Source organism: Rhizobium leguminosarum bv. trifolii WSM2297 (assembly GCF_000271845.1).
In genome coordinates, this window is record NZ_JH719395.1 from 854,375 (window position 1) to 868,403 (window position 14,029).

Genomic DNA, 14,029 nt, shown 5'->3' on the forward strand with positions numbered 1-14,029 from the left:
ATGAACAATGCGGCCTTGGCAAGGCTGACAAGCCGCTTTCCAGGGTCTATAGAGGCGCATCAACAGGAAGGTAATGCCATGACAGGTGTCACGCTCACGAGTGCCGGTCTCGACCCGCGCCGCCGCCGGATCCTTTTCCGTTGCTGGCATCGCGGCATTCGCGAGATGGATCTGGTTTTCGGCCAGTTTGCCGAAGCCGAGATCGCGACGCTTTCGGAAGCCGAGCTCGACGAGTTCGAGACGATCATGGCGGAAGAGGACAATGATCTCGTCCGCTGGATCATGGGAACATGGCCGGTTCCAGAGCGTTTCCAGACACCGATGTTTGCCCGCCTGGCCGCCTATACACCCGATTTCGACAAGCCCCTCAGGACGCCGGAATGATCCCTGGTTTTGATGCGAAGAAGCTTGCGGACATTGCCGAGCCGCTGACGATCGGCAATGTGCCTGCCGGCCTCGAAACGCTGCTGCTCGCCGAGCTCGCCCGAACGGGAGAGCCGGTCGCCTATGTCATGTCGGACGGCCATCGCATGGCCGATCTCGAGCAGATGCTGAGCTTTGTCGCCCCCGACATTCCGGTTCTCAGCCTGCCGGCCTGGGACTGTCTGCCCTATGACCGCGTCTCGCCGAGCGCCGACACCTCGGCCCGCCGCCTTGCTGCACTCGGCGGCCTGATTGCCCACCGGAAGAAGCCGCATGCCGCAATCGTGCTCGTCACCGCCAATGCCATGCTGCAGAAGGTGGCGCCGCAGGATGTGATCGAAAGCCTGAGTTTTTCGGCTCGTCCCGGCAACCAGCTGCGCATGGACGATCTCGCCGGGCGCCTGGAGCGCAACGGCTTCGATCGCGTTGCAACAGTGCGCGAGGTCGGCGAATATGCCGTGCGCGGCGGCATTCTCGATGTCTTCGTGCCGGGTTCGGAAGAGCCGGTCCGCCTCGATTTCTTCGGCGATACGCTGGAATCGATCCGCAGCTTCGATCCGGCCAGCCAGCGCACGACCGGGCAGGTGCGTTCTCTCGATCTCAACCCGATGAGCGAGGTGACGCTGACACCGGATACGATCAGCCGCTTCCGCAAGAATTACCTCTCGGCTTTCGGCGCGACGACACGTGACGACGCGCTCTATCTCGCCGTCTCCGAAGGCCGCCGTTACCCCGGCATGGAGCATTGGCTGCCGCTCTTCTACGAGAAACTCGATACCGTCTTCGATTATCTCAGCGGCTTCCGTCTTGTCACCGATCATACGGTGCGTGAAGCAGCCGAGGAGCGCTCCAAGCTCGTCTTCGACTATTACGACGCCCGCCTGAATTCCGGTCAGCCGGCCAAGAGCCAGATGTCGCAGGGCACGCCCTATAAGCCGGTGACGCCGGGCCAGCTCTATCTCGACAGCAAGCTGTTCGCCAAAACCCTCGACGCGCTCAGCGCGATCCGCATCAGCCCCTTCAATGAACATGAGGGCGAGGCGAGGCGGGTCGTCAATATCGACGCCCGTCAGGGCCAGCGCTGGGCCCGCTCGAATGCCGAAGGCGGCGGTGACGCCGAACGCATCAATATCTTCGACGTCGTCGTCAAGCATATCGCCGACCGCCGAGCGGCCGGCGCGAAAGTGCTCGTCACCGCCTGGACCGAAGGCTCGCTGGAACGCCTGCTGCAGGTGCTGAACGAGCATGGCCTGGAAAAGGTCAAGCCGATCGAGGCGCTGAAGGATGTCGGCTCGTTGGCGCGGGGCGAAGCCGCCGCTGCCGTGCTCAGTCTCGAATCCGGCTTCGAGGCCGGCGACTTCGTCGTCATCGGCGAGCAGGATATTCTCGGCGACCGCATGGTGCGCCGCTCCAAGCGCCGCAAGCGTGCGGCCGATTTCATCGCCGAGGTCGCCGGCCTCGACGAAGGCTCGATCGTCGTCCACGCCGAACACGGCATCGGCCGTTTCATTGGCCTCCGGACCATCGAGGCGGCAGGCGCGCCGCATGCCTGTCTCGAGCTGCAATATGCCGACGAGGCCAAGCTTTTCCTGCCGGTCGAAAACATCGACCTGCTCTCGCGTTACGGCGGCGAAGGCACCGACGCCCAGCTCGACAAGCTCGGCGGCGGCGCCTGGCAGATGCGCAAGGCCAAGCTCAAGAAGCGGCTGCTCGACATGGCCGATGCGCTGATCCGCATCGCCGCCGAGCGCCTGACGCGTCACGCGCCGATGCTGACGACGCCGGAAGGCCTTTACGACGAATTCGCCGCCCGCTTCCCCTATGACGAGACCGAGGACCAGGACAATGCGATCGAGGCGGTCCGCTCCGATCTCGGCGCCGGCCGGCCGATGGACCGTCTGGTCTGCGGCGACGTCGGCTTCGGCAAGACCGAGGTGGCGCTGCGTGCCGCTTTCGTCGCGGCGATGAACGGCGCCCAGGTGGCCGTCGTCGTGCCGACGACGCTGCTCGCCCGCCAGCATTTCAAGACCTTTTCCGAACGTTTCCGCGGCCTGCCGGTGCGCATCCAGCAGGCATCGCGCCTTGTCGGCGCCAAGGAATTGGCGCTGACCAAGAAGGAAGTGGCTGAGGGAAAGACCGATATCGTCGTCGGTACCCATGCGCTGCTCGGCGCCGGCATCAAATTCGCCAATCTCGGCCTGCTCGTCATCGACGAGGAGCAGCATTTCGGTGTCAAGCACAAGGAACGGCTGAAGGAGCTGAAGAGCGACGTACACGTGCTGACGCTGTCGGCAACGCCGATCCCGCGTACGCTGCAGCTCGCCATGACCGGCGTGCGTGAACTGTCGCTGATCACCACGCCGCCGGTCGACCGCATGGCGGTGCGCACCTTCATCTCGCCCTTCGACAGCCTGGTCATCCGCGAAACGCTGATGCGCGAGCACTATCGCGGCGGCCAGAGCTTCTATGTTTGCCCGCGGCTTGCCGATCTCGCCGATGTGCACGCCTTCCTGCAGTCTGATGTGCCGGAGCTGAAGGTCGCCGTCGCCCATGGCCAGATGCCGGCCGGCGAACTCGAAGACATCATGAACGCCTTTTATGAAGGCCGCTACGACGTGCTGCTGTCGACCACCATCGTCGAATCCGGCCTCGATGTGCCGACTGCCAACACGCTGATCGTCCACCGCGCCGATATGTTCGGCCTGGCCCAGCTTTATCAGCTGCGCGGCCGTGTCGGCCGCTCGAAGGTGCGGGCTTTCGCGCTCTTCACCCTGCCTGTGAACAAGGTGCTGACGGCCACGGCCGAACGCCGGTTGAAGGTGCTGCAGTCGCTGGATACGCTCGGCGCCGGATTCCAGCTGGCAAGCCACGACCTCGATATCCGCGGCGCCGGCAACCTGCTCGGCGAAGAGCAGTCCGGCCACATCAAGGAGGTCGGCTTCGAACTCTATCAGCAGATGCTGGAAGAGGCGGTCGCCGAGGTCAAGGGCGTCGACGAGATCCACGATACCGGCTGGTCGCCGCAAATCTCCGTCGGCACCACGGTGATGATCCCGGATGGCTATGTGCCCGACCTGCATCTGCGCATGGCGCTTTACCGCCGCCTCGGCGAAATCACCGAACTCAAGGAGATCGACGGCTTCGGCGCCGAGATGATCGACCGTTTCGGGCCGATGCCGATCGAAGTCCAGCATCTCCTGAAGATCGTCTACATCAAATCGCTTTGCCGCACCGCCAATGTCGAAAAGCTCGACGCCGGCCCGAAGGGCGTCGTCGTGCAATTCCGCAACAAGGAATTTCCCAACCCGGCAAACCTCGTCGGTTATATCGGCAAACAGGGCGCGATGGCGAAGATCCGCCCCGACCACAGCCTGTTCCTGACCCGCGACCTGCCGACTCCGGAAAAACGCCTGCAGGGCGCCGCCGTGATCATGACGCAACTGGCCGAGATGGCGAAATAAATAGAGGGAGACGGAGATGGCGACATACGGCACAACGATCGCCTGGCAGCGAGACGGCGAGACTTTCACCGACAACCGCTACAGCCGCGCCCACCGCTGGACATTCGACGGCGGTATCGAGGTGAGGGCGTCCTCTTCCGCTCATGTCGTGCCGCTGCCCTATTCCGCGGAGGACGCCGTCGATCCGGAAGAGGCCTTCGTCGCCTCGCTCTCCAGCTGCCACATGCTCTGGTTCCTGTCGCTCGCCGCCAAACAGCGCTTCTGCGTCGACAGCTACACCGATGCCGCCGAGGGCGTGATGGAGAAGAATGCCGAAGGCCGCCTTGCGATGACCGTGGTCACGCTCCACCCGCATGTCGTCTTCAGCGGTGAAAAGCAGCCTTCACTCAGCGAACTCGAAGCCCTGCATCATCGCGCCCACGACGAATGCTTCATCGCCAATTCAGTGAAGACCGAAGTGCGTTGTATTCCGGTTTTGGGCTGAAGCTGGTCGTTACCAAGCCGGACCCACTGAAGCTTTGCTCTACACCGAAGTTCGAATGCGGCCATCGAAACGTCCCTTACTATTTCAGCAGGAGACCTACCTGTCGGAAAGAAATGCCTTTGATATCTTGGATTTTGCAAATGTCCTTAAATGCCTGATCACAAAAGGTTAAGTTTGCACACTCGACCAAACGGAATAAGTGCTCACCATCGAGGACAGCAGGCAAAAATTGCCAATTGGATTCACCGGAGATCAAATACGTGCCCCATTTGCTGACGCGAATTTCAGATTTCTCTAAGTCCACCGCGTTCCGATATGAATCAACAACGCTGCATAGCCAGATTGCCGGGCCAGTTTCTCCGTCAGCAAATTTGGTATCGCACAACATATATTCGCAGGACTTTGGAGCGAATTGGTCGAGCAGCCCCTTCATTTTGTCGGAGATGAAAAGAAAATACTCGACCGAATAGAGATCTTTCATCTTTCGCTTTTGATCAACGATCAGTTTCGGTGTTTCGATGTAATCAGGTATTCGCCACGGGCCGCGCGGCAAATCAAGCATACTATCCGGCCATGAGGCTTCCCCATAATTGAGGCCGAGCCCACGTCCATTTAATTGCAGCCTGTCCCAGTTTGAGAACTCCCAGTTGTAATCCCCGCTGGAGCCAACTATGTAAATCCCTTGAGGCTTCGCTCTGGCGCCACTCATGCTTCGTTCCAAGTTCTGCATGAAAATAAAAACGGTATAGCCGGTTCTCGCGGATAGCTTTGTCGCGGCAGTTCAATCTCGATCTGCATGGCCGGCAGCGTTAGTTGAGCCCCGATCGTGCTTCGGCCTTCGCCTTGGCGATATCTCGCAACGCATTCGCCAGTACGTCAGGCGTCTGAGCACCGCTAACCGCATACTGCTGATCGAAGATGAAGAAAGGCACACCATTGACGCCCATCTCCTGCGCCGCCTTGATCTCGGCGACGATCAGGTCGCGATCGGCATCGGAGGCGAGCAGCGAGGCGATGACCGAGCGGTCGAGGCCTGATTTTTCGGCGATATCGAGCAGCACCGCATGGTCGCCGACATTGCGGCCTTCCTCGAAATTCGCCTTGAACAAACCCGCGACGACTGCGTCCTGCTTCTCGCGGCCTTCGATCACCGCCCAGTGAATCAGCCGATGGGCGTCGAGCGTGTTCGGGCCGATCTTGATCGCCTCGAAATCGAAGCCGATGCCGACCTCGCGGCCCAAATCGGTGAGCATCTTGTGCGCCTGCGCCACACGCTCCTCGCCGCCGAGTTTCTCAGCCAGCGCCTTCTTCTGGTCGACGCCCTCCTTGGGATAGTCGGGATTGAGCCGATAGGGCCGCCAGTTGATGTCGACGCCGATTTCGTCCTGCACCTCGGCAATGGCGAGATCCAGCCGCGCCTTGCCGAGATAGCACCAGGGGCAGACGACATCCGAGACAACGTCAATGGTGATACGCTCCATGATGAATCTTCCTTATCTCAATGCGTTCGGCGTTTGGCCGTTGTTATTGCGCGCTTGTATCCCACCAGACCGGCAGCTGATAGCCATTGAGCGGCACGCTGTCGGGATGGCCGATGCGCTTGCTGCGCGCCACCCATTGCTGGTCGACGTGATAGAGCGGCAGCACGTAGTGGCCGGAAAGCAGCAACCGGTCGTAGGAGCGCACCGCCGCGGTGAAATCCTCGGCCGAGCGCGCCCTGAGCAGATGGTCGATCAGCGTGTCGATATCGGGGTCGTTGGCGCCGGCAAAGCTGTCCGTACCCTCGCGCGTGCGCGCCGCCGAAGACCAGCGGCCGAGCTGCTCGTTTCCGGGTGACAGCGATGATGTATAGGATTTGAGGATCATATCGTAATCGAAACTGTTCGTTCGGCTCTGATATTGCGAATCGTCGACGGTGCGAATCGACGCGCCGATGCCGATCGTCTGCAGCGACCGCTGATAGGCGACGGCGAGCTTCTCCTGGTCGGCATTCTGCGTCATGATCTCGAAGGCGAGCTGGCGGCCGGAGGCATCCAGCATCTTGCCGCTCTGGATCGTAAAGCCGCCCTGTTTCAACAGCTCGACCGCCTGCTTCAGCACATTGCGGTCACGGCCGGAGCCGTCGGTGACCGGCAGCTTGTAGGTCCCGTCGAGAATTGCTGGAGCGATTTTGTCCTTGATCGGCCCGAGCAGTGCAACTTCCCGGGCATCGGCGGGGACGCCGAAGCTCGAAAGCTCGGAATTCTGCCAGAAGCTCTGAGTGCGCTTGTAAGCGCCGGAATAGAGGTTCTTGTTCGCCCATTCGAAATCGAACACCAGCGACAGGCCTTCGCGCACCTTTATGTCTGCAAAGATCGGCCGGCGGGTATTGAACACGAAGCCGAGCATGCCGCTTGGCAGCTTCGGCGTGTAGACGTCCTTGACCACGGCCCCCGAAGTGACGGCGGGGAAATTATACGCGTTGGCCCAGTGGCCAGGATTGCCGTCGGCATAGATGTCGATATCGCCCTTTTTGAAGGCCTCGAACAGGGTCGTATCCTGCAGGAAATACTGGACGGTGATCTGGTCGTAATTGTCGGTGCCGACTTTGGAGGGAATGTCCTTGCCCCAGTAATTGGGGTCGCGCTCATAGGTGATGCTCTCGCCGGGCTTCACCGTCTTCACCTTGTAGGGACCGGAGCCGACCGGCGGCGTCAGCGACGAACGGTCGAAGGTTTCCGGATCGATCGCATGTTTCGGCAGCACGGGGAAAAGACCGAAAATCAAAGGCGTCTCGCGGTCGGCCTTGTCATTGAAGGTGAAACGCACGCTGTGTTCGCCGACCTTTTCCATCTTGGCGACGACGTTGAGGCGGTTGGCGAAGGGCACACGGCCCTTGTCGCGCATCAGCTCGAAAGTGAACATCACATCCTCAGGCGTCACCGGCTGGCCATCGGCCCATTTCGCCTTCGGATTGAGGTTGAACTGGATGAAGCTTCTGTTGTCATCCCATTCCACCGTCTCGGCCAACAGGCCGTAGAGTGTGAAGGGCTCGTCGCGAGAGCGCTGCATCAGCGATTCGTAGACGAGATTGCCATATTCCGGATCCCACATTCCGCGCGCCGTCGTGCGCATGCTCTTCAGGATGAAGGGATTGAGGCTGTCGAAGGTGCCCACGACACCATAGGTGATCTTGCCGCCCTTCTTGACGTCGGGATTGACGTAAGGGAAGTGCTTGTAATCTGCCGGCAAGGCCGGCTCGCCATGCATCGCGATGCCGTGCAGCGGCTCGGCGGCAACAGCGCCGCACAGCAGCGACAGGACGAGGGGGACGACGATCCGGAGCATTCGGCAATCCTTGCGACCAAAAAAGGGCATGATTCACGGCGGAGATTATCATGGGGTCGAACGATTCCAACACGAAGCGGCGATTTCTTTGGCATCGCGACGAAATGCGCCTCAAATTGCCAAAGAAAAGCTGGATATCTTGAACGCTGCGATGTAACAGGTGAACCCGAAGTTTCGGGGTCATGCATTTGCCTTATTTTTTTAAGAGGTGGGTGCCGAACGACCCGATGGTTGGGGCGGCAAGTCGCTGCCCCGAACGGATATCAGGAGACGGAATTCGTTATGATGTTCAAGTCTGAAAAGAAAATGCGGGCAGCGCTGTCCGTTCTGGCAGTGATGTTCGGCGCCGCTTCGGCTCCGGTCTCCTCCTTCGCACAGGATGCGGCGGCACAGGCTCCGGCCGATGCTCCGGCACAGGCCGCCGGCGCGCCGAAGCTCGGCTGGTACAAGACCTGCAGCAAGCAGGAAGACAACGACATCTGTGTTGTCCAGAACCTGATTCTCGCCAATGGCGGCCAGCTTGTCACGGCCGTCGGCCTGATCTCGGTTACCGGCAAGATCAACCGCAAGCTCCTGCAGGTGTCGGTTCCCACCGCACGCCTGATCCCCCCGGGCATCATCATGCAGATCGACGGCGGCAAGGGCCAGAAGCTCGACTACGCCGTCTGCCTGCCTGATAAGTGCACGGCTGAAATTCCGCTGACCGACGCGATGATCGCCAGCCTCAAGAAGGGCAGCGACGTGATCTTCACCTCGATCAACTTCCGCCGCGCGCCGAACCCGATCAAGATTTCGCTCGAAGGCTTCACCGGCGCTTATGACGGCGAACCGGTTTCCGAATCCAAGCTCGCTGAAAGCCAGCGCAGCCTGCAGGACAGCATGCAGAAGAAGGCCGAGGAAGCCCGCAAGAAGCTGGAAGACGCCCAGAAGGCAGCCAAGGCGCAGTAATCCTGCCCTCATATTGAACAAGGAACCCGGCTTAGTGCCGGGTTTTTTGTTGATAAATTGCTGTCTCTGCTGTGCGCCACGGCTGTCCGGTTCGCGTCGATGGGCTGCCCCTCACCCTAACCCTCTCCCCGTTTTGACGGGGAGAGGGGACGTGCCATGCGAGGGGTGCGTGGGAACGGAGGGGTCGCGGCAATCCTCCTTCGCCCCGTTTACGGGGGTCCGAAGGACGGGGCGAGACCCGTGGCTCGACGCCGGTCGGTGCCGGCAGGCGGATGAGGGCATCCCGCCGAAGGCAAAGGGAATTACAGGCATTGTCATCAGCTTAACCGGATAAGCTGCGCCAAAGGAAAAGGCCTCGCTGGGAGAGGCGAGGCCTTGTTTCACTTACCGGGCAAGCCGATCTTAATGGGCGAAGCTCATCTTGGGTTTGAACTGCCCTGACGGGGCCTGATCGAAAATCTGGTAGATCTGCGGGTTGCGAAGCGGCGTGCCGCTTTCGTCGTTCGTCAGGTTCTGCTCGGAGACATAAGCGACATATTCGCTTTCGTCATTTTCGGCGAGCAGGTGATAGAAGGGCTGGTCCCTGCTTGGGCGCACTTCGGCTGGAATGGAATTCCACCATTCCTCCGTATTCGCGAACTCCGGATCAACGTCAAAGATGACGCCGCGAAACGGAAAAACCTTGTGCCGAACCACTTCGCCGATACTGAACTTTGCTATTTTTTCTTTCATGGTACGACTTCCTTTCATCACCAAATTTGGTGATTGGTGCCGCGCAAATCAAGATTTTTGCGCAAGCTCGTCACATGAACGTCATATCCTCCTGCTGGCGTCCATGACCCTGGGAGGGGAAAGCCCCGGCGGACCGGGACTTTCCGTGTTCAGGCCAATCAGGCCGAATAGTACATGTCGTATTCGACAGGATGCGGCGTCATTTCGAAACGCATCACCTCTGCCATTTTCAATTCGATGAAGGCATCGATCTGGTCGTCGTCGAAGACGCCGCCGGCCGTCAGGAACTTGCGGTCCTTGTCGAGGCTTTCGAGCGCTTCGCGCAGGCTGCCGCAGACGGTCGGGATCTTCTTCAGTTCCTTCGGCGGCAGGTCGTAGAGATCCTTGTCCATGGCCTTGCCGGGATGGATCTTGTTCTTGATGCCGTCAAGGCCGGCCATCAGCATGGCGGCGAAGGCGAGATAGGGGTTGGCGGTCGGATCCGGGAAGCGGACTTCGACGCGCTTGGCCTTCGGGTTGGAGCCGAACGGAATACGGCAGGAGGCCGAGCGGTTGCGGGCCGAGTATGCCAGCAGCACCGGTGCCTCATAACCCGGAACGAGACGCTTGTAGGAATTCGTCGACGGGTTGGTGAAGGCGTTGATCGCCTTGGCATGTTTGATGATGCCGCCGATGTAGTAGAGGCAGCTCTCGGAGAGGCCGGCATATTCGTCGCCGGCAAAAGTCGGCTTGCCGCCCTTCCAGATCGACTGGTGTACGTGCATGCCTGAGCCGTTGTCGCCGAAAATCGGCTTCGGCATGAAGGTCGCCGTCTTGCCGTAGGCATTGGCCACCTGGTGCACGACGTATTTGTAGATTTGCATCTTGTCGGCGTTGCGCACCAGCGTGTCGAACTTGATGCCGAGTTCGTGCTGGGCGGCGGCGACTTCGTGGTGATGCTTTTCGACGACGACGCCCATCTCGGACAGCACCGTCAACATTTCCGAACGCATGTCCTGGGCGCTGTCGACCGGCGGAACCGGGAAATAGCCGCCCTTGACGCGCGGCCGATGGCCGAGATTGCCGGTTTCGTAATCGGTATCGTCGTTCGACGGCAGTTCGGTCGAGTCGAGCTTGAAGCCGGTATTGTAGGGATCGGCCTTGTACTTGACGTCGTCGAAGACGAAGAATTCGGCTTCCGGGCCGACGAAGATCGTGTCGCCGATGCCGGATGCCTTGAGATAGGCTTCGGCCTTCTTGGCGGTGCCGCGCGGATCGCGGTTATAAGCCTCGCCGGAAACCGGATCGAGGATATCGCACATGATGACCATGGTCGACTGAGCGAAGAACGGGTCCATATGCACCGTCTCGGTATCGGGCATCAGCACCATGTCGGACTCGTTGATGGCCTTCCAGCCGCCGATCGAGGAGCCGTCGAACATCACGCCGTCAGCGAACATGTCCTCGTCGACGCAGACAACGTCCATCGTCACATGCTGCAGCTTGCCCTTCGGGTCGGTGAAGCGCAGATCGACGAACTTTACGTCGTTCTCCTTGATCTGCTTCAGAATTTCGCTTGCGGTCGCCATTAAATACCTTCCTCCGATTTACGATGACAATACATGGCTGCGCTGACCGTATCGAACTTTGCGCGCTTGGCAAAGTGGGTCAGATAGCGTCGATGCCGGTCTCGCCGGTGCGGATACGGATAACCTCTTCGATGTTGGAGACGAAGATTTTTCCGTCGCCAATGCGGCCGGTCTGCGCCGCTTTGCGGATCGCATCGATGACCGCTTCCGCGTTCTCGTCAGCCAGCACGACCTCGACCTTTACCTTCGGCAGGAAATCGACGACGTATTCGGCGCCGCGGTAAAGTTCCGTGTGACCCTTCTGACGGCCGAAACCCTTGGCCTCAGTGACCGTGATACCCTGCAGGCCGACTTCCTGAAGGGCTTCCTTCACTTCGTCCAGCTTGAAAGGCTTAATGATCGCTTCGATCTTTTTCATGAGAAAATGTCTCTCCGCTTCTCCCGTTATGGCAGGAACTTTCCCGCTCGCCGGATATGATGCAGATATCGTGCCAGTTTGAAATCCATCTTCTTAAAAAAATCCGCGGATTTTGCCGAAACCGCCGCATTTGCGGAGATTCTGATGTCGGTTTGGTGACAAAATTGCCGAAAAACTCTGCCCTTCGATCAAAATCATATCGAAAATCTGAAAAAACCTATGTCTAAGGAGTCGCGCAACCATGCTTACGTAAGATGAAAATATAGGCAAATGCACAAAAGCAGTTCTTTTCTTTGACGTTTCAGGCGGTTGTTTTTTAGGCGTTTTTCGATTGAATAGGCCAATGAGCCACCAACTGTCCGAACTTCTTCTCACGCCCGCCGAGATGGCTGCAGTCGACACGGCCGCTGCCGCATCCGGTATCGATTCTTTTGGTCTGATGGAAAGGGCAGGCGCCGCGGTCGCGGCTGCGGCCCTGCGTCTTCATCCCGGCGCTTTGCGCTTCGTCGTGCTCTGCGGGCCGGGCAACAATGGCGGCGACGCCTATGTGGCAGCAAGGCACCTGCGGGAGGGCGGAGCTGCAGTGGCGCTCTTCCATCTTGGCGATCCCTCGAGGCTGAAGGGCGATGCGGCCCGCGCGAAAGCCGGATGCGCGCTCCAAAGCCGGGAACTCCATCTCTACCAGCCCGAAACCGGCGACGTCGTCATCGATGGCCTGTTCGGCGCTGGCCTCGGCCGCGAGGTGCCGGCCGATGTCAACGCCCTGATCGGGCGCGTCGCCGAGGCCGACATCCCGGTGCTTGCCATCGATCTGCCCTCCGGCCTCGATGGCCGCACCGGCCGGGTGTTGGGGGTGGCCTTCAAGGCGCAGAACACCATCACCTTCATGACTCGCAAGCCCGGGCATCTCTTGATGCCGGGCAGGGAGCTTTGCGGCGAACTTGAGGTTTTCGATATCGGCATTCCCGCCCGTATCATCAGGGCCGAGGCAAGCGGCGCCATCGCCGAGAACAGGCCGGACGCCTGGAAGGGTGTGCTGCCGGCCGAGCAGCTGGAAACCCACAAATACAAACGCGGCCATCTGGTGGTCTTCTCAGGCGAGGCCGACAAGACGGGGGCCGCGCGCATGTCGGCGGTCTCAGGCCTGAAGGCCGGCGCCGGCCTGGTGACGATCGCAGCCCCGCATGCGGCGATGGCCGCCAATGCCGCGCATCTCACAGCGGTGATGCTACATGCGATCGATGACGAAGCCGAGCTCGACGACTGGCTTTCTGACAAGCGACTGCAGACATTCGTCCTCGGCCCCGGCTTTGGTATTGGCGCCAGGGCGCGCGGCTTCGTCACCGCCCTTGCCGATCGCCATCTGGTTCTCGACGCCGACGGCATCTCCTCGTTCAAGGATGATCCGCAGCAGTTGTTTGATCTTTTCCAGGGCGAACCGCGCCTGGTGCTGACGCCGCACGAAGGTGAATTTTCCAGGCTCTTTCCCGATATCGGCGGCGACGATGCGCTGGGGAAGGTGGACAAGGCTTTGGCCGCCGCCCGCCGCGCCAATGCTGCGATCGTCTATAAAGGCGCCGATACCGTCATCGCTGCCCCGGACGGACGGGCGCTGATCAATACCAACGCTCCCGTCTGGCTTGCCACCGCCGGTTCCGGCGATGTGCTCGCCGGCATTATCGGCGGATTGCTCGCCCAAGGCCTGCCGGCCTTCGAGGCCGCCGCCGCCGGCGTCTGGCTGCATGGTGAAGCCGGCCACCGCGCCGGTAAGGGCCTGACGGCGGAGGAACTCGCCGCCCACGTATTGCCGCTTTAGCCCGGTCGGCGCATAACCGCTCCTAGCTTAGGCTGGCCTATTTCGCCAGCGCCTGCTGCAGGGCGATCGCCCCATGCGGCGCATTTACCTTGCCCTCATGGATCATGAAGGCGAAGACGTCGCGCGGCTCGGCTTTGACCTTGCGATCCCCATCAATCAGCGGCAGATCGTCAGGGACTTTGCCTTCGGCCCAGGTCTCGAGCCGCTTTGCCCAGGCCTCCAAGTCCTTATCGGGATAGCAGGTCGGAATATCGTCCGAGCCCTTCTGCAGCCTGGCATAGACGAAATCGGCCGTGACGTCGGCGATCATCGGATATTCGAAATGCTCGGCGCAAACCGGCGCCACTCCATATTTCGCAAGCAGCGCCACGAACTCCGGCACCTTGAAGGAATCGTGCCGGACCTCGACCACGTGGCGGAGCGCCAGCCCGTCCTGTTTTGCCGGCAGCAGTTTTAGGAAGGCCTCGAAATCGTCCGGATCGAACTTCTTCGTCGGCGCGAACTGCCAAAGCAGCGGCCCGAGATGATCGCCGAGTTCGCTGATCCCCGATGACAGGAAACGCTCCATCGATTCACCGGCTTCGGCAAGCACCCGCCGATTGGTGACGAAACGCGTCGCCTTCAGCGAAAAGATGAAACCCTCGGGCACGTCGGCCGCCCATTTGGCAAAGACTGCCGGTTTCTGGGTGCTATAGTAGGTGCCGTTGACCTCGATGACCTTCAATTGGCGGCTGGCATAATTCAGCTCGTCCTTCTGCTTGAGGTCATCCGGAAAGAAATGCCCGCGCCAGGGCTCGAAGGTCCAGCCGCCGATGCCGGTGCGGATAGTGCCGGATTTCGTCATGTCGTCCT

12 protein-coding genes are annotated in these 14,029 nt (G+C 60.4%); 5 read left to right on the forward strand and 7 right to left on the reverse strand.

Going from position 1 to position 14,029, the window contains the following annotated elements; translation table 11 throughout:
- Positions 1-78: 78 nt before the first annotated feature.
- Genes RLEG4DRAFT_RS19445 through RLEG4DRAFT_RS19455 form a run of 3 tightly spaced genes read left to right on the forward strand, consistent with a single transcriptional unit; the run spans position 79 to position 4,368 of the window.
- Positions 79-384 carry a succinate dehydrogenase assembly factor 2 gene (locus tag RLEG4DRAFT_RS19445; protein ID WP_003579224.1) on the forward strand — a complete coding sequence of 102 codons (306 nt, stop codon included), beginning with the start codon at positions 79-81 and terminating at the stop codon, positions 382-384.
- Entirely contained in the window at positions 381-3,884 is a 3,504-nt protein-coding gene (mfd, locus tag RLEG4DRAFT_RS19450) for a transcription-repair coupling factor (protein ID WP_003579226.1), read from the forward strand. Before RLEG4DRAFT_RS19445 ends, mfd begins: the two co-directional genes overlap by 4 nt.
- Positions 3,885-3,900: 16 nt before the next feature.
- On the forward strand, positions 3,901-4,368 hold the full coding sequence (locus RLEG4DRAFT_RS19455) for an OsmC family protein (RefSeq protein ID WP_003579228.1): 468 nt from the start codon (positions 3,901-3,903) through the stop codon (positions 4,366-4,368).
- 79 nt (positions 4,369-4,447) lie between these two features.
- Here the strand turns inward: RLEG4DRAFT_RS19455 and RLEG4DRAFT_RS19460 are convergent, their stop codons facing one another.
- The 3 genes from RLEG4DRAFT_RS19460 to RLEG4DRAFT_RS19470 form a co-directional block, all read right to left on the reverse strand.
- Positions 4,448-5,077, reverse strand: a complete 630-nt coding sequence (locus RLEG4DRAFT_RS19460; RefSeq protein ID WP_003579229.1) for an imm11 family protein — start codon at positions 5,075-5,077, stop codon at positions 4,448-4,450.
- A gap of 100 nt (positions 5,078-5,177) precedes the next feature.
- Entirely contained in the window at positions 5,178-5,849 is a 672-nt protein-coding gene (locus RLEG4DRAFT_RS19465) for a DsbA family oxidoreductase (protein ID WP_003579231.1), read from the reverse strand.
- 43 nt (positions 5,850-5,892) lie between these two features.
- Positions 5,893-7,695 carry an extracellular solute-binding protein gene (locus tag RLEG4DRAFT_RS19470; RefSeq protein ID WP_003579233.1) on the reverse strand — a complete coding sequence of 601 codons (1,803 nt, stop codon included), beginning with the start codon at positions 7,693-7,695 and terminating at the stop codon, positions 5,893-5,895.
- 282 nt (positions 7,696-7,977) lie between these two features.
- Here RLEG4DRAFT_RS19470 and RLEG4DRAFT_RS19475 point away from each other — a divergent pair, with 282 nt between their 5' ends.
- Positions 7,978-8,643 carry an invasion associated locus B family protein gene (locus RLEG4DRAFT_RS19475; RefSeq protein ID WP_003579235.1) on the forward strand — a complete coding sequence of 222 codons (666 nt, stop codon included), beginning with the start codon at positions 7,978-7,980 and terminating at the stop codon, positions 8,641-8,643.
- Positions 8,644-9,045: 402 nt separating this feature from the next.
- Here the strand turns inward: RLEG4DRAFT_RS19475 and hspQ are convergent, their stop codons facing one another.
- The 3 genes from hspQ to RLEG4DRAFT_RS19490 all read right to left on the reverse strand — a co-directional run bounded on the left by hspQ (position 9,046) and on the right by RLEG4DRAFT_RS19490 (position 11,361).
- Positions 9,046-9,375 carry a heat shock protein HspQ gene (gene hspQ, locus RLEG4DRAFT_RS19480; protein WP_003579237.1) on the reverse strand — a complete coding sequence of 110 codons (330 nt, stop codon included), beginning with the start codon at positions 9,373-9,375 and terminating at the stop codon, positions 9,046-9,048.
- Between the two features lie 158 nt (positions 9,376-9,533).
- Entirely contained in the window at positions 9,534-10,943 is a 1,410-nt protein-coding gene (gene glnA, locus RLEG4DRAFT_RS19485) for a type I glutamate--ammonia ligase (RefSeq protein WP_003579238.1), read from the reverse strand.
- Positions 10,944-11,022: 79 nt separating this feature from the next.
- Positions 11,023-11,361: a P-II family nitrogen regulator gene (locus tag RLEG4DRAFT_RS19490; protein WP_003579240.1), complete on the reverse strand. Its 339-nt coding sequence runs from the start codon at positions 11,359-11,361 to the stop codon at positions 11,023-11,025.
- Positions 11,362-11,704: 343 nt separating this feature from the next.
- Between RLEG4DRAFT_RS19490 and RLEG4DRAFT_RS19495 the strand changes: the two genes are divergently transcribed.
- Positions 11,705-13,177: a bifunctional ADP-dependent NAD(P)H-hydrate dehydratase/NAD(P)H-hydrate epimerase gene (locus tag RLEG4DRAFT_RS19495; protein WP_003579242.1), complete on the forward strand. Its 1,473-nt coding sequence runs from the start codon at positions 11,705-11,707 to the stop codon at positions 13,175-13,177.
- A gap of 37 nt (positions 13,178-13,214) precedes the next feature.
- Here RLEG4DRAFT_RS19495 and RLEG4DRAFT_RS19500 read toward each other — a convergent pair whose 3' ends face one another.
- On the reverse strand, positions 13,215-14,021 hold the full coding sequence (locus tag RLEG4DRAFT_RS19500; protein WP_003579244.1) for a DUF72 domain-containing protein: 807 nt from the start codon (positions 14,019-14,021) through the stop codon (positions 13,215-13,217).
- Positions 14,022-14,029: the final 8 nt, after the last annotated feature.

Bases quoted from the DNA above. Each gene is read 5' to 3' on its own strand.
- RLEG4DRAFT_RS19475 (WP_003579235.1), top strand. From the start codon at position 7,978: ATGATGTTCAAGTCTGAAAAGAAAATGCGGGCAGCGCTGTCCGTTCTG.
- glnA (WP_003579238.1), bottom strand. From the start codon at position 10,943: ATGGCGACCGCAAGCGAAATTCTGAAGCAGATCAAGGAGAACGACGTA.
- RLEG4DRAFT_RS19490 (WP_003579240.1), bottom strand. From the start codon at position 11,361: ATGAAAAAGATCGAAGCGATCATTAAGCCTTTCAAGCTGGACGAAGTG.
- mfd (WP_003579226.1), top strand. From the start codon at position 381: ATGATCCCTGGTTTTGATGCGAAGAAGCTTGCGGACATTGCCGAGCCG.
- hspQ (WP_003579237.1), bottom strand. From the start codon at position 9,375: ATGAAAGAAAAAATAGCAAAGTTCAGTATCGGCGAAGTGGTTCGGCAC.
- RLEG4DRAFT_RS19495 (WP_003579242.1), top strand. From the start codon at position 11,705: ATGAGCCACCAACTGTCCGAACTTCTTCTCACGCCCGCCGAGATGGCT.
- RLEG4DRAFT_RS19500 (WP_003579244.1), bottom strand. From the start codon at position 14,021: ATGACGAAATCCGGCACTATCCGCACCGGCATCGGCGGCTGGACCTTC.
- RLEG4DRAFT_RS19445 (WP_003579224.1), top strand. From the start codon at position 79: ATGACAGGTGTCACGCTCACGAGTGCCGGTCTCGACCCGCGCCGCCGC.
- RLEG4DRAFT_RS19470 (WP_003579233.1), bottom strand. From the start codon at position 7,695: ATGCTCCGGATCGTCGTCCCCCTCGTCCTGTCGCTGCTGTGCGGCGCT.
- RLEG4DRAFT_RS19460 (WP_003579229.1), bottom strand. From the start codon at position 5,077: ATGAGTGGCGCCAGAGCGAAGCCTCAAGGGATTTACATAGTTGGCTCC.
- RLEG4DRAFT_RS19455 (WP_003579228.1), top strand. From the start codon at position 3,901: ATGGCGACATACGGCACAACGATCGCCTGGCAGCGAGACGGCGAGACT.
- RLEG4DRAFT_RS19465 (WP_003579231.1), bottom strand. From the start codon at position 5,849: ATGGAGCGTATCACCATTGACGTTGTCTCGGATGTCGTCTGCCCCTGG.